Annotated in this window: 18 protein-coding genes; 10 read left to right on the top strand and 8 right to left on the bottom strand. The window is 63.0% G+C overall.

What is annotated here, in order from left to right:
• Positions 1-230 precede the first annotated feature (230 nt).
• The 6 genes from B384_RS17205 to B384_RS0100380 are packed head-to-tail and all read right to left on the bottom strand — an operon-like array spanning position 231 to position 5,889.
• A complete protein-coding gene (locus tag B384_RS17205; RefSeq protein WP_019481169.1) occupies positions 231-536 on the bottom strand; it encodes a hypothetical protein in 306 nt (101 codons plus the stop codon).
• Positions 537-550: 14 nt separating this feature from the next.
• Positions 551-1,153: a DUF6668 family protein gene (locus B384_RS19500; protein WP_156808910.1), complete on the bottom strand. Its 603-nt coding sequence runs from the start codon at positions 1,151-1,153 to the stop codon at positions 551-553.
• Positions 1,154-1,155: 2 nt separating this feature from the next.
• Entirely contained in the window at positions 1,156-2,568 is a 1,413-nt protein-coding gene (locus tag B384_RS19495) for a MinD/ParA family ATP-binding protein (RefSeq protein WP_019481167.1), read from the bottom strand.
• The gene (locus B384_RS0100390; protein WP_019481166.1) at positions 2,568-4,136 is read right to left on the bottom strand and encodes a hypothetical protein; all 1,569 of its coding nucleotides are present in this window, start codon (positions 4,134-4,136) and stop codon (positions 2,568-2,570) included. The genes B384_RS19495 and B384_RS0100390 overlap by 1 nt, the downstream gene beginning before the upstream one ends.
• Positions 4,133-4,774 (bottom strand): hypothetical protein, encoded by a 642-nt coding sequence (locus B384_RS0100385; protein WP_019481165.1) that lies wholly within the window; start codon positions 4,772-4,774, stop codon positions 4,133-4,135. Before B384_RS0100385 ends, B384_RS0100390 begins: the two co-directional genes overlap by 4 nt.
• Positions 4,771-5,889: a transglycosylase SLT domain-containing protein gene (locus tag B384_RS0100380; protein ID WP_019481164.1), complete on the bottom strand. Its 1,119-nt coding sequence runs from the start codon at positions 5,887-5,889 to the stop codon at positions 4,771-4,773. Before B384_RS0100380 ends, B384_RS0100385 begins: the two co-directional genes overlap by 4 nt.
• A 174-nt stretch (positions 5,890-6,063) precedes the next feature.
• Here B384_RS0100380 and B384_RS0100375 point away from each other — a divergent pair, with 174 nt between their 5' ends.
• The 5 genes from B384_RS0100375 (at position 6,064) to B384_RS0100355 (ending at position 11,506) form a co-directional block, all read left to right on the top strand.
• Complete coding sequence (locus B384_RS0100375) at positions 6,064-6,792, top strand: hypothetical protein (RefSeq protein WP_019481163.1); 729 nt, start codon at positions 6,064-6,066, stop codon at positions 6,790-6,792.
• Complete coding sequence (locus B384_RS0100370; RefSeq protein WP_019481162.1) at positions 6,789-7,559, top strand: hypothetical protein; 771 nt, start codon at positions 6,789-6,791, stop codon at positions 7,557-7,559. The genes B384_RS0100375 and B384_RS0100370 overlap by 4 nt, the downstream gene beginning before the upstream one ends.
• A gap of 10 nt (positions 7,560-7,569) precedes the next feature.
• Positions 7,570-7,878, top strand: a complete 309-nt coding sequence (locus B384_RS0100365; protein ID WP_019481161.1) for a hypothetical protein — start codon at positions 7,570-7,572, stop codon at positions 7,876-7,878.
• 207 nt (positions 7,879-8,085) lie between these two features.
• Complete coding sequence (locus B384_RS0100360; protein WP_019481160.1) at positions 8,086-8,427, top strand: hypothetical protein; 342 nt, start codon at positions 8,086-8,088, stop codon at positions 8,425-8,427.
• Positions 8,428-8,491: 64 nt separating this feature from the next.
• Complete coding sequence (locus tag B384_RS0100355) at positions 8,492-11,506, top strand: Tn3 family transposase (RefSeq protein WP_083850785.1); 3,015 nt, start codon at positions 8,492-8,494, stop codon at positions 11,504-11,506.
• Between the two features lie 226 nt (positions 11,507-11,732).
• Here the strand turns inward: B384_RS0100355 and B384_RS0100350 are convergent, their stop codons facing one another.
• Both B384_RS0100350 and B384_RS0100345 read right to left on the bottom strand, forming a co-directional pair.
• Entirely contained in the window at positions 11,733-12,812 is a 1,080-nt protein-coding gene (locus B384_RS0100350; protein WP_019481158.1) for an XRE family transcriptional regulator, read from the bottom strand.
• A 13-nt stretch (positions 12,813-12,825) separates the two neighbouring features.
• The gene (locus tag B384_RS0100345) at positions 12,826-13,125 is read right to left on the bottom strand and encodes a type II toxin-antitoxin system RelE/ParE family toxin (RefSeq protein ID WP_019481157.1); all 300 of its coding nucleotides are present in this window, start codon (positions 13,123-13,125) and stop codon (positions 12,826-12,828) included.
• Between the two features lie 619 nt (positions 13,126-13,744).
• Here B384_RS0100345 and B384_RS0100340 point away from each other — a divergent pair.
• From B384_RS0100340 to B384_RS0100320, 5 genes are all read left to right on the top strand, one after another.
• Positions 13,745-14,008, top strand: a complete 264-nt coding sequence (locus B384_RS0100340; protein WP_019481156.1) for a DUF3892 domain-containing protein — start codon at positions 13,745-13,747, stop codon at positions 14,006-14,008.
• A 98-nt stretch (positions 14,009-14,106) separates the two neighbouring features.
• The gene (locus B384_RS0100335) at positions 14,107-15,360 is read left to right on the top strand and encodes an IS256 family transposase (protein WP_019481155.1); all 1,254 of its coding nucleotides are present in this window, start codon (positions 14,107-14,109) and stop codon (positions 15,358-15,360) included.
• 302 nt (positions 15,361-15,662) lie between these two features.
• Complete coding sequence (locus tag B384_RS0100330; RefSeq protein ID WP_156808909.1) at positions 15,663-15,938, top strand: hypothetical protein; 276 nt, start codon at positions 15,663-15,665, stop codon at positions 15,936-15,938.
• Positions 15,939-16,067: 129 nt separating this feature from the next.
• Positions 16,068-16,514 carry a hypothetical protein gene (locus B384_RS0100325; protein WP_019481153.1) on the top strand — a complete coding sequence of 149 codons (447 nt, stop codon included), beginning with the start codon at positions 16,068-16,070 and terminating at the stop codon, positions 16,512-16,514.
• A gap of 323 nt (positions 16,515-16,837) precedes the next feature.
• Positions 16,838-17,407, top strand: a complete 570-nt coding sequence (locus B384_RS0100320) for a recombinase family protein (protein WP_337459667.1) — start codon at positions 16,838-16,840, stop codon at positions 17,405-17,407.
• Positions 17,408-17,813: the final 406 nt, after the last annotated feature.

Here is a 17,813-nt window from a genome sequence, read left to right as displayed (position 1 = left end):
AGGCAGGCGACGGTGCTGTCTGCGAGGCAGAGGTAGTGGGTTCCGCTGCCGGTTCGTCGTTGCTGGGGAAAATGAATACCCGTAGGCTCCATGCAAGGATGCCGACCAGCATCAGGGCCAGTAGCATCAGCGCCGCTCCGAACCACTTCGGGCGGTCCTTGGGCTGGTGGGTGGTGTCCTGTGTGCTCATCGTGTGTCCTTCTCTCGATCAAATGGGTGGGCGTTCTCGCTCAGGTGATTGCAGTCCACACTGCGCCCGAAGCGCCCAGCAGGCAGGCAGCGACCATAGGCCAGATCGGTGCCTCGATCTCGTTGCCCTGCCGGCGGTTCCTACCGGCGGAGACGAGACCGAAGATGAAGAACACAAACAGGACCAGGCCCGCGCCCCACAGAACCCAGCCGATAACCTGCGTCAGGCCCTCGGTGCCGGGAGGCTGCGTCGGGGTAAAGGTCTGAGCCGAGAGCGATCCTTCACGAACCGGAGTGAGCGCGTTGATGGTGGTCAGGGTGTGTGCTGCCAGAGTGTTTCCGAACATGGGAGTTCCCTTTCTCAGTGCCCGGAGCGGGCGATCTTTTCGATTTTCCGGAGCACGCTTTTCAGCCGTGTCCCGGAAGCTTGTGGGGTGACGCCAACCTCGCGCCACGAGGGTTCATACGGTGCCGTCATGGCAACCGGGAACATCCGCGCGACCCCGCGCGCGAAGTCCAGGGTCGGCTTCGTCAGCCGGTTCTTGGGTCGGTCGTGGACGATCACGAGGCCCACCAGTTCGTAGGGCAGCTGTCCCGAAGCGGACTTGCGGGCGAGCTGCTGCGCGGCCTCGAGGGAGGACGCACTGGCGGAGCAGACCAACAGGGCCCGGCCTGCCCAGGTCGGCTTCCGCTCGGATTCATCGACGACGTTCTCCGAGCACAAACCCGCCAGGGTGCTGGTGCCAACACCGCCGGACGCGCCGACCAACCACAGTGTCGCGTTGGTCACCGCGACAGGGGCCGCTGGTTCCTCTTCCTCGACAGGCTCTGCGGCGAGGGTCTGCTGAATGTTCTTTGGGCCCCTGAGTGACTCGCGCTGCCCGAGGATCGGGTCATCGTCGATCGGGTCTTCCTGCGGCTCGACCTCCGGTTCGTGGACGAACGGATTGCGCTGCGGGGTCACGGTCACAGTCCCTCCGCGATCTGCGCGGCGGCCCGGAGCCATGCGCGGCGGGTCTGCGGGAGCATCGAGGAGAACCGGATCCTGCCCTCGATCAGTGATGGATCGTAGGGCACAGTGACGACCGACTTCACGAAGGGGCGGAAGGACTCCGCCAGCTCGTTCAGCTTCGCCGGACCGTGCGATGGGGTGCACCCTAGGACGATCACCACGGCGCGGTCCGCCAGCGACTGCGCGTGCTCGTCGCCTGCCCGCAGGGCGCTGAGGACGCGGGATGCGCCTTCGGCGGCGTCATCGACGGACTTGACCGGGATGACGACCTGGTCGGAGTGCCCAATCATGGCCTCCCAGTTGTCCCCGCGCTCGGTGTTGCCCGAGTCCATGAGGATCAGCCGGTAATACTTCGCAGCCACCGTGTAGAGGCGGTGGACCTCGTCGCCGGTGACTTCGTGCCGCTTCTTTGCCCCCGACCGGTCATCACTTCGCAGCACGTCGTACTGGTCCGAGGGCTGGTGGTGGACGTAGGACGCCAGATCCCCGGCCCGTGCGCCGGCGGTCATGAAGTAGTCCGTCTGCTCGAGGAGGTCGACCACCGTCGCCTCGTGGCCGGCGTCGAAAGTCCGCCAACCTAGGGAGCCAAGCGAGTTGTTGTTGTCCCACGCAAGGACACCGGATCCGCCGAGGCGGGCGAACACAGCGGACAGGCAGATCACCGTCGGCGTCTTGCCCGCTCCGCCCTTGGGGTTCAGGACCGTGATCGTGCGGGGCCCGGCCCAGTGCTGAGAGACAGTCTTCTCGTCCCGGCGCTGCTCCAGCTCCACTGGAGACGGTGCGAGCTTCAACCCGAACTGATTCAGCAGACCACGTACCCCGACTTGTGCCGGTGAATCGGCGTCCGGCCGGTCGACGAACGACGGCATCGCCGTCCTGCGGGTCGTCAGAGGATCCACTGTCTTTGCCGGTACGACGGCTGATGAAGCGACCGTTTCCGATGCGGTGGTCTTAGGAACTACCGGAGCCTCAACCTCAACGGGAGAGGGAAAAGGGACAGGAACAGGAGTGGCGAAGGGTGCTGCTGCTTCCACCGCGGCCTCCGGCACGGTCGGCACTTCTGGCGTGATCGGGGACGTCGCAGGCTCGATTGCTTCGGCGGGCTGTACTGGGCCGCTTTCTGTCGGTTCACTTTCGGCGGGCTGCTCGACGATGGCGCCGTCGGTCTGGACGAGGATTGTGCGGGAGCCGGACGGGTCCTCGATGTGCAGTTCGGTTGCGGTGCTCGTCTCGGCCGCGAGGTCGGTTGCGGTGCTCATGACGGAGCGGCGGGCGTCCATAACCGAGAGGTATGGGGAGGTGGTTTTCTCGCCTCCCAAATCAAGCTCGAGGGTGCCGGCCGGGTCGATGACAGCGGTCATTCTCATCAGGGGTTCTCCTTCGGGGAAACGGTCGAGGTGGGGCTCGGAGTTGAAGTCGCAGTAGAAGACGGGTTAGGGGACTGGCTCGGTGTTGCTGTGGGTCGGGGTGCGACCTGTGTCAGCGCATACAGCAGGCCGGTGGAGGATCCTTCGGCCCGGGTGATTGCCTTGCCGTTGTCGGTGATGACGTCGGGGATCGCCGCACGGGCCGCATCGGTTGTGGTCTCGGTGACGCCCTGCGCGTTGATGCGCAGCTGCTCGGTGTTGGTGGTCACCCAGGCGTAGCCGGCGGCGAGCTTCCCGGCTCCGGGCAGGCGGTGGGCCTGCTTCGCGTCGACGTCGACCAGGATGGTGCCGGCCATTAGCAGGCCGTTCTCCCGGTCCACCTGGATACCGGAGGTGGCGACGTCGGTTCCTTCGACGTCAACGATGCCCACCTGCGTCGCTTCCGTCGCGTCGGTGGTGTCCCCGAGGGCATAGAAGCCGATGGTGGTGGTGTCGTCGGTCTTCCATGCCGCGACGACCGTCCCGTTCACGGATCCAAGGACCGTGACCAGTTCCGCTCCGGCTGACGGTGCAAGCAGCTTCGCCGGGGCTGGGAGGGCTGCCGAGTCCTGCGTGACACGCCAAATCCGTCCGGAGCGCGAGTCGGCCGCCACCAGGTCATCGTCGAGGGCTTCTATGGGTTCCGCGGACGCCGGGACCACCCGTGCCGCCGTACTGCCGTCGGCTGCGACGATCAGGGTCCGTTTGTTCGGCAGGTCCACGCGAGGAGCTGTACCGCCGTCCAGGACGATCGTTCCGTCTTTGGGAACGTCGACGCGGATCGGGTCTGCTTCGTCGCCGAACAGCACCAGCTCGCGGGCCGCTGCGGCCGCAACCCTCGACTGCCCATCGAGGGTGAATAGGGCGAGCTGCGCGACCGTGAATGGGGCGGTGCGCGTCCACCTCTCCACGCCTGTCCGAGGGTCATGGCCGATCAGCTTCGATCCGTCCACGCTTACCGGCTGTCCCGAAGGATCAAGGATCGCCTTCAAGGTTGAGCCGGTCATCGGTGTCGTCCAGTCGCCGTAGGTGTCCCACCCGGCAGGAGCCGGGATCGGCAGCTGCGCGGGAGGCGGCGTGTAGACCGTCGCTACCGGCTCGGCCGTGCTGTCCTGCAATGTGTAGAAGGCGCTGAACCCGACCGTGACCGCCAGGACGCCCGCGCTCCCCCACAGCACAGCCTTCCGGCGTGCAGGAGTGCGGCGGCGTGCAGCCTTCGAGCCGCTACGCGCAGTGCCCGTATTTGTGCCGCCGCCGACGGGGGTGGTGTCCTCTCGTTCTTCGAGGGTGCCCAGTTCGGCGTCGACGATCATTTCGTAGACCTCGCCGTCGTCGGTGTGGCCCTGCACTCGGCAGACAGTAAGGCCCAGACGTCGGCACGCTTCCGCGGCTGCGTCGGCTGCGACGTCGGCTGCGGACGCCTCGTCGAGCACCGGGTAGATCAGGACGTCGCCGTTCGCGTCCGCGACAATTTGGCCCTCGCCGATGGTGAGGCGGATGACAGGCCAGGAATGTACTGCAGGAGTCACTTGCCCACCCCGGTGATTGAGGCGGTCATGTCGCGGGTTTGGTGTCCGACGACGTCCCATTGGTCCTCTGTCTTCTCGAGGTAGACGGTTACCTGCCGGGGACCGCCGCTCGTTAGCGGCGTCTCGTCGCGAGCGACCCAGCGCCACGTCACGTCGAGGACCCGAATGGCCTTGTCCGGGGCGACGTCCTGCGCGGCGTCACCGATCGCGGGAACTGCCTGGGGAACGCTGTAAGCGCCGTATTCGGCTGGTTCTAGCCATTCGCCGTTGCTCGCGTTGCGCTCAGGCTCCACCTGGTTCGCCGCCCACTCCGCACTCATCAGGGGTATGGCGCGCACCGCGGCCGCTGTCTCCGTGCGGTCCACCGTCGTATCCCACGAGTGCAGCATCAGCGCCGCCACGCGGGCGGTCGAGTCGACGTCGGAACGGTCGGCATCCTCCGGGGAGGCGAACGTGTTCCTACCTAGGACCTCATCGGCAGGGAGCGATGTGTGGGAGCCTTCGTAGACCTCCGTGGGAGCGGAAATCGGGGCCGCGTCTTCCGATGCGGGCGCGTCAGCGGCGCAGCTGGTCAGGGCGATCATCGAGACCGCGAGAGCGGTGGCCCGGTACGGGTAGGTGTGTGAGCGACGGGTCATCGTACCCACGCTCCTTTCTCTTTCAGAATCGGCTCCGGGTCGAGGTTCCAGCCCTGGTTCGGGTAGACGACCTCCGGTGCTTCCGGCTTGTAAATCTCGAAGTGCAGGTGCGTGGCGACCAGCCCGAGACCGGCCTTGTTGCCCTCGGTGCCGACGACGTCGCCGCGCTTTAACCTGTCGCCCACGGCCACGCTGTAGGCGTTGAGGTGGCAGAACGCGAACCCGAAATCGGGATCGTCGCCGTCCTCCTTGGCGATCACACACCCGTCCTTGTCGTTGAAACCCGTGATCCGCAGGTCAGTCAGTGCGATCACCGGGCCGCCAGTGCCGGTTCCGGCGCCCGGGGTCGCGAGGTCTACCCCGACGTGGTCCTGCGCCCACGCGGGCAGGCCCGGGATATTTCGGTGTCCGTATCCGGAGGTGAAAACACCACCCGGTAGTGGGTTGGTCCACTCGCCATCGCCGAGGTCGCCGTCCCAGGCGATAGTGCCCGCAGGCGCCGTGCAGTCGGCAGAAAACTTGCTCTGTCCGGAGGAAAGGATCTTCTCGACGTACTGCTGGGTCTCCGTGAACGCCGGAATGCCCTTGGCTGCCTGCACAGCACCGAAGCCGGCGTTGTAGGCGGCGAGGGTTAGGCGCACCAGTAGGTCGGCGTCGTCACCTGCCAGCGGTTGCACCTGCTCTTTCAGGGCCGCCATATAGCGGCCGTAGGCAGGGATGGCGTCCTCGGCCGAGAACGGGTCCCCACCCTCCCCGTACATGGCCCAGGTGCCGGGCATGAACTGAGCCACGCCCTGAGCCCCTGCAGGGCTCCGTGCACCTTCGTTCCAGCCTGATTCCTGCTTCAACTGCGCCGCCACCACACTCACCGGCAGACCGGCAGTCTTCGCGGCGGCGTCGACCAGATCACCCCAGCCGTTCGGGATCGCCGGTGTCGAAGTAATGCCCCCGGCGGTCTCACCTACTGCGGAGACGGCGCACCCAGCAGGCATTTCCTCGGTCTGCATGAGTATCGCAGCTCCCGCGATGCCGACGACAGGCAGTCCCGCCAGGAGAGGTACAAGGATCACCAGGGCCAGTAGCGGTGACGCTCCGCGCTTCTCGTCTTCGTCCACGATTACCTCCCCGGGGTGTGACGGGCACAGACTGGTTAGGACTTGCCCGGTAAAATTGAGACGGTGAGGAAGAAGGCTGATGCCAATTCCTTAGTTCTTATAATAGCTTAGATTCTGACATCACGGCTATGCGTGTATGCCGTGCCCATCTAGTGCTCTCTTGAAGGAGGTGCCGTGGCTGTTTCTGGTTCTGACTTCAAGCAATGGCTCGAACGACGCGGTATCACCACATCAGCGAGCGAGCTGGGCCGCCTGACCGGGCTGCATCGCGTCACGGTGGGCAACCAGATCCGGCGCGGTAACGTCCCGGAATCGACCGTCGTCGGTGTGGCCCGAAGCGTCGGGATTGATCCCATCGCGGCACTGGCAGACTTCAAGGAGTACCAAGACCTCGACAGTCGGCCCCGCACACCAACGGCCGCGGAAGTCCTGAGCCAGGTCCACCACGCCGACCTCATGGTCGAGCTGCAGCACCGCTTCCACGAAGACCTGTTCCCACGGAATGACAAGGTCAAGATCGATTTCCCCCACGACGGCTCCCATCGCGCGTGGATCGACGCCATCGACACCGGCGACGTCCGGCACGACGTGACCGAGAAGACGGGAACGGCGATCACCTACCTGTTCAGCCAGATCTCGGAGAACAAGCTCACCCCCATCCAGGCGGTTACTGCTGCCCGGGTCAGCGGGACGTCGATGGTCGCGGGGCTTGTCGTCGTCGGACTCATCACCATGAAAGAGGGCGACTGGCCCGAGGACGTCCGGGAGACGGCCCTGATGGTGATGAAAAACGAGGACCTGGTCGAACTCATCCAGCAACGGCTGAATCTCCTCCAGCGCCGCCTCCGGCAGCGCAAGGAAGCCTTCGAATACGCGGAAAAACTTACGGATCTGATCGGATGAACGACAGCATCTACGCCATCTCAGTCAGCTTCATGCTGATCCTGCTCGGCGGCCTCACATTCCACCGACTGACGTCTAAAACGACCCCAGAAGGGGCGCGGGCACTGCTGCGACCCAGCGGCCGGCTGGCCCTCATGGGAATCCTGCTAACCGCGGCCTACGTCTTCTCCATGCCCGGCATCTACCAGTTCCTAGAAATCTTCGTGCCCATTTCCAACGGCACCGACCTCATCGCCAAATGCTGTGCCATGACAGCCGTAGCGGTCCTCGGCCTTCACCTTGCTATCGCCTACGGCTCAGAGACGGCCACCAGCTGGATCATTGGAAAGCGCGGCGCCCTAGCGGGCGTGATTGCGGCCTCCGGGGTGCTCATCACGCTCCTCATGGCGGACACTCCCGAGGCGTCACCCCGCTTGGAGCTATACCAAGAGCAGCCCGCGGTGGAATGGAACGAGGGGATCGTCCTCGCCTACACCGCCTACGTGCTCGGGCCCCTCCTGCTGCCGGTCCTCCGGGACAGCCGCAGGAACCCGCTGCGCTTCGGCCGGCTGGCCTCGAGGCTGATCTTCGTCGGCTTCGTCCTCTCGATGGCACGCGTCATCGGCTACCCGCTGGAACTACGAGCAGGGGCCGAAGCGTTCTACATTTTCGAGCTGGTCACGCACGTATCGACAGCCTGCGTCGTCCTCGGACTGTGGGCTTTCGCCTTCGCCAGGTCACGCCAGCTGGCACGCAAGACATTCGACACCGGCCTGTCGATCAAGTGAGGAGTAGAACATGAGTCAGACACCACCAGAGGCCAAGATCGCTGTAGAGCGCATCTTGACCAAGGCCAATTCCGAGAACGAGGCCTCCTACGCCGTCATCTTCCGTGCCGTCAGAATCTGCATCGAGGCCGGCATGAACCGCAAGGAGACCGCCCGGTACCTCGGCGTCTCTGCCCGTCGAATCGACAGACATGGCCAGTATTTCCGTACCGCTAAGTCGGTCAGAACCCTCTTTAGAGAGGCATTCCACTCAAGGTCGATCGACGTCCCAGCAGAGGATGCTAAGGAGAAGCTGATTCAATGGGCATGGAAGAGCTAGTGTCGAACTAATTGCTGTGAATCGAAGGACTGTGCCATATTGGTACAGTCCTTCACTCGATAAGGAGACAGATGCAGCCCTACCAACTGCGCCGGGAAGTACCACGCGACACGTCGCCCCTAGGCCCGGCTTTAGATTGGTCTGTGATCCCGTGGTTCAGCCAGCGCCCTGGGATTCCGTGGTGCTATGAGCCGGATGGGTTTGCGTATGAGCCCTTCTGAATCTGAAGTGGCCGAACGCGCCGACATTCACGCCGTCTCCCAGCACTGGCCGGGACCGCGCACTATCGCCGTCGTGAACCGCAAGGGCGGTGCGAACAAGACCCCGACCGTTGCAGCCCTGGCGGCTGTGTTCGCCCGCTACGGCGGCGGCGGTGTGCTTGCGTGGGATAACAACGAGAACCAAGGCACTCTAGGCTGGCGCACCGAGCAAGGCCCGCATTCATCGAGCGTGCTGGACCTGCTGCGCGATCAGGACCAGTTGCTCTCCCCCTTGGCCCATAACGCTCTGCTGGCGCACTACGTGCATCACCAGACCGAGGACAAGTAGGGGTCTGGGGAAGAATCGCCCGGAAATTCACGCTAAGGAGTCAGCGGCCTGTTGAATGGGTGACATGGCGGTCGATTTTCTAAGTGATGAGCAGGTCGCAGGGTTCAGCGGATTCCCCGACGAGGTACCAGCGGAGGACCTGGAACGTTTCTGTTGGTTGGACGATGCCGATTTGTCGGTGGTTGGTCGCCGCCGGGGAATGCACAACCGCCTGGGATTTGCTGTTCAACTGATCACGGTGCGGGTAGTCGGACGTTTTTTGACGGATCCATTGGCTGTTCCGTGGCCGGTGGTGGAATCCCTGGCCGGGCAGCTGGGCATTGCCGATGCTTCCGTGCTCAAGCTGTATGCGCAGCGGGGACAGACCGGGTACGAGCACGCCGCGGAAATCTCCACCGAGTACGGGTATGCGGATTTCTCCGATCCGGCCAGGTACGAAGAGCTGAGGCTGTTTCTGGAGGCCCGGGCCTGGACTTCGTCGGAGGGACCGGTGCGTTTGTTTGAACGGGCAGCTCTCTGGCTGCGTGAGCGCAAGGTCCTTCTCCCCGGCGTCTCCACGTTGACACGACTGGTTTTAGAGGTCCGCTCCGGAGCAAATGACCGCCTCCATTCCATGCTGGTGGACGCGGCCGGCCCCGCATTGATTCTGGAATTGGAAGGTCTGCTTCGCGTTGGGGAGGGGTCACGGCTGACCGCGTGGGAACGGCTGCGGACCGGGCCCTCGAGGGTCTCGGTGCCGGAATTGCTGCGGCAGTTGGAGCGGCTGGCACGCCTGCGGGCCCTGGGTGCCGGGACCATCGATGTGGAGATGATCCCCGAGGGCCGGATGAACGCCCTTGCCCGCTACGGGTTGGCGGGCAAGGCCTCATCGCTTCGAGGACTATCGGGACAGCGCCGGGGTGCGACACTGCTTTGTGCCGTGCGCGCATTGACGTCGGAGGTTGCCGATGATTTGTGTGATGCCCTGGACGCCATTGTCAACGAACGCGTTCTGCGCAAGGCAACCAGGGAATCCACTGCCGCCCGGTTGAAGTCCCTGCCCCGTTTGTCCAAGGCCTCACTGCAATTGGCGAAGGCCGCGAAAACACTGGTCGAGGTGTTGGACAACACGGAATATTCCGGCGCAGAGGCCGCCTCGGTGCTGGCCGATCAGGTTTCCTTGTCCGAGCTACGCGCCGCGCTCGAGGTGGTGAACGAAGTGGTGAATCCCGAGGGTGCCGAGGCTGACACCGCGGCCGAGATGCTGCGCCGGTTCGCCACCGTGCGCTCGTTCCTGCCAGCATTGGCCGAGGCGGCACCCTTCGGGGCCACCGCGGGCGGGACGCCAACGTTGGCGGCGCTGACGGCACTGCCGGAAGTTCTGGACGGCCGCAAGAAAGACCCCGCCGAGGTTGATCTGTCCGTACTCTCTCCAACTTGGCATCGCCTTGTCACGGCTTCGGAGGAAATCGACCGCAAGGCCTACACGGTGGCAGTGACGGTGGCCGTCCACAAGGCGCTGCGGCGCCGGGACATCTTCGTGGTGGGCGGGCGGCGCTGGGGAGACCCTCGGGCGCGGTTGCTGACCGATCCGGCGTGGCAGGCCACCAAAAAAGAGACCTTGAGGGCACTCCAGCTGCCGGAAGAGCCAACGGAGCATCTGGCTGGTGTGCGCCACCGCCTTGATGCCCGATATCGTGCGGTGGCTGAGCAGTTGGCCGACAATCCAACGGTACGGATTGATGATGCCGGCAAAGTCCACCTCTCACCCCTGGAAGCCAAAAAGGTCCCGGAGTCCCTGACGCAGTTGCGGGGGATGGTCTCCGGGATACTGCCGAGGGTGGACCTGCCCGATGTGCTGCTGGAAGTACATTCCTGGACGGGATTCCTCTCGGAATTCAGCCACGTCTCGGAGGCCTCCGCGAGGATGGTCCAGCTCGATGTCTCCGTCGCAGCCCTCCTGGTGGCCGAGGCCTGCAACGTCGGACTCACACCGGTGGTAAGGGATGGCCACCCCGCCCTGACACGTGGACGCCTGAGCCACGTCGACCAAAACTATGTGCGTGCCGATACGCTGCGCGCGGCCAACGCCCGCCTGATCAAGGCCCAGTCCGGTCTCGGACTCGCGCAACGCTGGGGCACAGGCCTGCTGGCGTCCGTCGACGGGATGCGGTTCGTGGTGCCGGTGGCCACCGTCAATGCCGGGGCAAATCCGCGCTACTTCGGCCAGGGCCGCGGCCTGACCTGGCTGAACTATCTCAACGACCAGGTCTCCGGCCTGGGCGCCGTCGTGGTTCCGGGAACGGTCCGCGATTCCCTGCACATTCTCGATGGGCTGCTCGATCTTGACGGCGGCCAACGCCCCGAGATGGTCGCCACTGACACGGCCTCCTACTCGGACCAGGTCTTCGGGCTTTTCACGCTGCTCGGATATCGGTTCTCACCCCGACTGGCCGGGTTGCCGGACCAACGGTTCTGGCGCATCGACGCCACGGCGGATTATGGGAAGCTGAACGCGGTGGCCGGCCGCAACCGCATCAACCTGGATCTCATCACGTCGAACTGGCCGGACATGCTCCGCCTTGCCGGGTCCCTGACTGCCGGGACCGTGCGTGCCTCGGAAGTCCTGCGGGTCACCCAGGGAGGCGGGGCACCGACGCTGCTCGGGAAGGCGTTGGCGGAGTACGGGAGGATTGCCAAGACCGAGCATCTGTTGGACTTCATCGATGCCGATGAGGGGTACCGCCGGCAAATCCATACCCAGTTGACTGTGCAGGAATCCCGGCATGCCCTGGCCAGACTCATCTTCCACGGCAGGAGGGGCCAGATACGGCAGTCCTACCGGGAAGGCCAGGAAGACCAGCTCGGCACCCTTGGCCTGGTCCTGAACGCCGTCATCCTATGGAACACCCGCTACCTGGAAGCCGCACTCACCGGGCTCCGCGACCGCGGCCACATCGTTGCAGACGAGGACGTGCAACGGCTCTCGCCGCTGGTCTCGGAACACATCAATATGCTGGGCCGCTACTCTTTCACTGCAGGCGCCACAGGAACGGAACTTCGGCCATTGAGGAACCCCGATGAGGACCTGGAGACCTAAACGAGGCAACATTTCCCTGAACATATCCCCGCCCGCAAGGGAACCCTTAACGGACGGTTGCTGCTGGCACCAATCCGTCGGCCACACCAGTCCAAGAAGTGGCTCTATGGCGAATAGCCGCATTTAGGAAGCTGCACAAACGTCTACAAAACCCGGTAGCGTCGAGCCACGATTTCGTACGGCCCGAAGTAGACAAGTTTTAGTCGTTGGCACGGTCGATGTCTATCTAACTCCAGCTGTCTAGGTGCGCGCTCACGGTCGGCGCTCCTCTTGCTAAAGCGGTTCGGTAGTCAAGGACCTTATCGCGTTGTAGTCTTCCGAGTACAACCACTGGATGAACACCTAAGTGCTGAGCGGTGGAATCGATCCAGCCCCTACGCACGGCTGCTGGCGGAGTAGGGAGTCCCCCTGGAATCTGCCATTCGCCGGCCCTCTCGTCGGCCGCGAGCTCTGTCGGTTCGCTGGATGACTCTTCGTCAATAACGAGACGTTCGGGTGTCACATGCCCGAGTACGATGTGTGCCACCTCGTGAAGCAAAGTGAAGAGGACTACATCGAGTCGTTTACCTCGGCCCGACAGAGCAATTACCGGTTTTCGGTTGTCGTCATCAAGAAGAAACGAGGCCCCGTTCAGCTTGCTTCCAGGGAATGCTTCGACGTAGACAAGACGCACTCCAACGGCAGCAAATTCGGCGGGAAGCTTTGCGAAATTATCTGAGACCGAGACCATTCCGGACAAGCGTTCAGCCAGTTTCGTGAGTCCTTCGACGTCGTATTCACTAACCGCAAGTTTTTGCGCATGCTTACGAGCACAGGCCAGCCAGGCCTTTTGAGTTGGGGTGGGTTCTTCATCACGGTTAGAACGGCGTGCTGCTGCAAGAAAGCGCGGAGCGTCTTCAATGTTTTCAATTTGGAACAGATCGACTAGTTCACTTTGCTGCTCCGCCAAAGACCTGCCAGTCAGGATGCCGCGCTTGAGAAGTAGAGATACCGGGGCGAGTTCGTTCATTCGAGCACGGAGCTTGACCTCATCCAAGTCCCTGCGAGCGTCGACATTCTGAGACTGGCTCCACAGAAGATGGGAGTTTTGAAGGTTTAGCCAGTACTCCGGGCCAGTACCGAGAGCTGCTCCGATCTGAGCCGCTGACTCTCGGGTGATTTCCTTCTTGCCTGCGATTATCTCCGAAACGAACTGCGCCGGACGTCCGAGAATCTGGGCGAAGTCGTTCTGGGACCAATGACGTGCTTCAAGCTCCTCGGAAAGAAAATCCCCAGGAGGGAAAGCTTCAATGAGCTCGGGGGCCATAACTATCAGTCCTTCAGTGGTAGTCAACGGCTTCAACGACGATGGCTATTCGCCCGCCATCCTGCGTCTGGAACCGAAGAATAAGCCGGTACTGCTTGTCTATTCGAATCGACCATGTTCCAGCACGGTCACCCTTCAGCTTCTCTAGGTGGAGGGACTTCAATGCTCTGAGATCTTGGTCAGTAACCGCCGCATGCAGCTGTTGGATCCGTCGCCGAAAAGCCTTTGTAACGATTGGTGCCCAACGAGAAGTGCGATGGTCTGGCTCGTAGGCGAGTTTCCGGAGATCCTCGTCCTCGTAGTCCACCTGCATTCCGTAAGCCGTCCTTCACCCCTGATGTGAATAACACCCTACAGGAAGCGCCCACTTAGTAGATGTAACTATAGCCCACAACTCGCTTACTAACATCACCCTTGCGCCCTAAGCATGATGCGACTACACTAATTATGTCGGGATGTCCCGGCACGCAAAAAGGGCGGACCCGTTACAGCGGATCCGCCCAGCAACTCGAGGTCAGGACCGCAAGCTCCATGGTTAGTGGTACTAGCGATTCTAACGGAGTCATCGGCGGCCAAGAATGGTCACCCTCCCCCTCGGATGAGTGTTCTGAGGAGGACACCATGGCACGATCAGTTAGCCGCAGCGCCCGGACGGGACGGTTTGTCACGAAAGCCACTGCTGCGCGGTCTCCGCGGACCACGACGACGGAGCGAGTAGGCGCTGGGGCAGGGAATGGACGCAGCGTGAATCGCTCGGCCGCGACGGGCAGGTTCGTCACCGACTCAACCGTGCGCAGGAACCCCAGCGGAACAATCACACAGCAGGTCTGACGCTCAGGGGCGGATTCAATATTCCCCCCTGCCTGGTCCCGCACACTCGACAGCGACGGGAACTACACGCACAAGACATAAGTCCAAACTAGGAGTAAGCCATGGCAGTAAGAATTACACACGTACACGTCGAGGGATTCCCGGAAGATCACCAGCACATCACCAGCTACAAGTGGACAAACGAAGAGACCAACGGCGCTGGAACTAGCGACAAGCCGGCGATGGTCGAGTGGATTGACGTGAAAAAGGGCCGGGCATATGTAGGGACCGGCTCTTCGCGGGTAGAGGTGGGTGTGGTTCACCCTGAAAACGCGGCCCCATACCTCCGCACCCATGCCGAAGTAGTGCCCATTAGCGTGGTGTAACAGCCCGGGCTCGGGCGTGTTGATCCCGAACGTGAGGCGGCCACCGCGTGATTCTTGAAACGACCTACCAAAGTACGTTTCGAAAGAGAGACCACGCGATGACCGCACCCCATGTTATCGATCCTGCCCGCTTCCTGTCAGAACAGCTCGAACAAGCCTCGCCGGACCTGATGCGCCAGATGCTGACCACCTTCGTCAACGCCCTGATGAGCGCCGAGGCCGACGCTGTCTGCGGCGCCGACTACGGTGCCCGCTCCCAGGACCGGACGAACTCCCGCAACGGGTACCGCCACCGGGACTTCGACACCCGGACCGGGACGCTGGACGTGGCGATACCGAAATTACGCTCGGGGTCGTATTTCCCCGACTGGCTACTCGAGCACCGGCGCCGCGCGGAGGCCGCGCTGACAACCGTGGTCGCCACCAGCTACCTGCTCGGCGTCAGTACCAGGCGGATGGAGAAGCTCGTCGAGACCCTCGGGATCACCAAGCTCTCGAAGTCCCAGGTCTCGGTCATGGCCCAAGACCTGGACGCCCAGGTCGAGGCGTTCCGCACCCGCCCGCTCGACGCCGGACCGTACACGTTCGTCGCCGCCGACGCCCTGGTCCTGAAGGTCCGCGAGGGCGGCCGCGTGGTGAACGTGCACGCGATGGTCGCCGTCGGGGTCAACGCCGACGGCCATCGGGAGGTCCTGGGCATCCAAGCCTCCTCCGCCGAGGACGGGGCCGGTTGGCTGGGCTTCTTCCGCGACCTGAGCGCCCGCGGCCTGACCGGGGTGAAGCTGGTGACCTCAGACGCCCACGCCGGGCTCGTCGCCGCCATCGGCGCGACCCTGCCCGGTGCCGCGTGGCAACGTTGCCGAACCCACTACGCGGCCAACCTGATGTCCGCCACGCCCAAGAGCAGCTGGCCGTGGGTCAAGACCCTGTTGCACTCGGTCTACGACCAGCCCGACGCGGTGTCCGTGCACGCCCAGTTCGACCGCGTCTTGGCGGCCCTGGCCGAGAAGCTGCCCAAGGCCGCGGACCACCTCGAGGCCGCCCGCGAGGACATCCTCGCGTTCACCGCCTTCCCCAAGGGACTCTGGCGCCAGGTGTGGTCCAACAACCCCCAGGAACGGCTGAACAAGGAGATCCGTAGGCGCACAGACGTGGTCGGGATCTTCCCGGACCGCCCCGCCCTGATCCGCCTCGTCGGCGCAGTACTGGCCGAGCAGCACGATGAATGGACCGAGTCCCGCCGCTACCTCGGCCTCGACCTCATCCAGCAATCACAAGCCGTCGGCACCACACCCGCCGCCGAGACGGACAAGAAGGAGGACACCCAGCCCGACCTGGCGCTCAGCGCCTAAGCAACCCAAGAATCACGCGGCAAACGCGTTACACCACGCAAATGGACTTGACCATGCCGATCGCCAGTGGAACAACAACCTATTGGCCCTGCCCAGGTTCTAGATACACGTGCGAGCCACACAAGGTGAAGTTGCTGCGTCAATGACGCAGCAACTTCACCTCCTTGCTCCATACACCTCAGGGATGCAGCTTTTGCGCCACCCCGGTTGCCCGTAAGCCGGTCCCTCACTGTGCCAGCAAAGTGCTCATGGGGATGCTTTGGCGCTCAAGGCATGTATGTGGGCTGCTGTAGCATCGCGACATGGCTACTAAGACGACATGGATGTCCGACGGTGATGAGTGGGTCTTTGAGGAGGGTGAACTCGCGAAGGTAACGCTGCGAGGCCAGAGTCGCCAGACATCTGCTGATTTCCGAGTACTGGAGGTGATCAACGGGGCGATGGTACTAACCGACCTGAAGGGTCTTTCGCGGTACGACTGGCACGGACCCGTCGTGAGTTGGTCGGGAGACTTCAAGCTTGAGGTCGGCGAGAGCGACGGCGACACGGCCAGCTCCGGCGAAGAACCCATCAGCTGACTTCGGCCCGCAACTGGGATGGCAGCCAGTGGAAACCCCAGCGCGTGAAGATACTTGATGATCGAAGAGAGTACCGTTCGACCGGCGCGTCCTACCACCCCACCCAGATCGGGCGGCGAGACTCGACGCATGACTAAGCTTAGGTGGGTGCTGGTGGAAACGACCCTCGTCAATGGACTGTGGCAGCCCAACTACGGCGATGATATCGGCTTCACCCCCTCGATGTGGTTAGAGCGCTCGATGGGACGTACCGATCACCAGTGGCGGTCGTACTCGCTCGACGGAGACGACGAAGTGGCGCGCATGCTGCTCACCCCCACGTACTCGAGTCACACGCATAGACGGGCAACCCGAGCCGTCTTACTCGACGCAATCGAGGTTCGTGCAGACCTGCAGCGCAGCGGAGCTCACATCGGCCGGATGATCATTGAGGAGCTCGTGGACGACCACCGCAATTGGGAGATCTATGCTGGTCCCACTGCGTCATCGGCGCTTTTCTGGGACGAGAAGCTAGGCTGGCCCAGATGCGACTGCAACGACTGCTACGGCCGCGACTTCGTCGTCTGGCGGCCGTAGCAGTATCTGCGTGAATGGAATGCGTCTTTAATTCGGTCCCAGGCCATAACTTCCGCCGTAAGCCAGCAAAGTAGCGATCACACTGAGCGTCGCCACGAAGCGTATAAAATCCTCAGACGATACTGGGCACCTTCGATCCACCAAGGCTGGCTGTCCTGTCCTAACAAAGGATCGTTTGACTGGACTTACGGCTGGGGTCGGCGGTCGGTCGGTGGTGTTCAGTGTTCGCGGGGGAGTTGGAAGTGGCGTGGCGTCCCAGCAATGTGTCTCACGAGGTATATTCTCATCAATAATGAAAGTGACGTTTGTTGAGTATGAGAGACATGGCTATGGGAAGTATTGGGTATGCGAGGGTCAGCACGTTGGAGCAGAACGCGGATCTGCAGCACGCGGCTTTGAAAGCGGCTGGGTGTGAGCGGGTTTTTACCGATCACGGGGTGAGTGGGACGAGGGCGAGCCGCCCCGAGCTCGACAAGCTCCTGGATCATCTCCGCGCGGGGGATGAGGTGGTGGTGTGGAAACTGGACCGGCTGGGACGCAACACCCGGAACCTGCTGGCCCTCATCGATGATTTGGAGCACAGGGGAGTGCACTTCCGCAGTGTTACCGAGGGCATCAGCACGACCGGTTCGATGGGTAGGGCGATGCTGACGGTGATGTCAGCTTTTGCGCAGCTAGAGCGTGATCAACTGGCTGAGCGGACACGGGCAGGTATGGCTGCAGCGGCGGAGTATGGGAGGAAAGCTGGCAGACGGGAAGTCACCGCGGACCATGCGAAGGTCAAGCGCGCCCTTGATTTGAAATCTCAAGGGGTAGCACCGGCCGATATTGGGAAGATCATCGGGGCCAGCCGGGCGACGGTGTATAGGTATCTGGCGATCGGAAGTGCTTAGACGAGAAGCGTCGTTCCTGCGATGGATCCGAATCTGAGTCAGCTGGCATCCAAAATCGCCTTGGATGATGAGGTGACTTCCGCTGACAGCTGGCCAAACTACAGCGAAACACGTGAGTAGTACTGGTGTTGCCGGGACTCCTCAGCGGACGCCGGCAACACCGCTGATCATGCATTGAGCCGCTGATGTTTCGCTGGCACCTGTAGCGGGGGCGACAGACCATCTCGTAGTCGAGCACTCCTAGCCGCATCGCGTGGAACTTTGATGTGTTCGACCTCACCCTCGCCCGTGAGGAGCTCACAGCGGTCGATATGCTTGGGACTGGCGTCCGCGGCGGCCCCGACCTCGGACGCGGTGGAGTTGCTGACGTATCGGCCTCGACATCCTTTGAAGCCGGACCCGCACG

Origin of the sequence: Arthrobacter sp. TB 23, from assembly GCF_000294595.1 — a bacterium.
In the GTDB taxonomy this organism is placed as follows: Bacteria; Actinomycetota; Actinomycetes; order Actinomycetales; family Micrococcaceae; genus Arthrobacter_D.
Note: the sequence above shows the minus strand (reverse complement) of the source record. Positions and strands in the feature narration are given on the sequence as shown.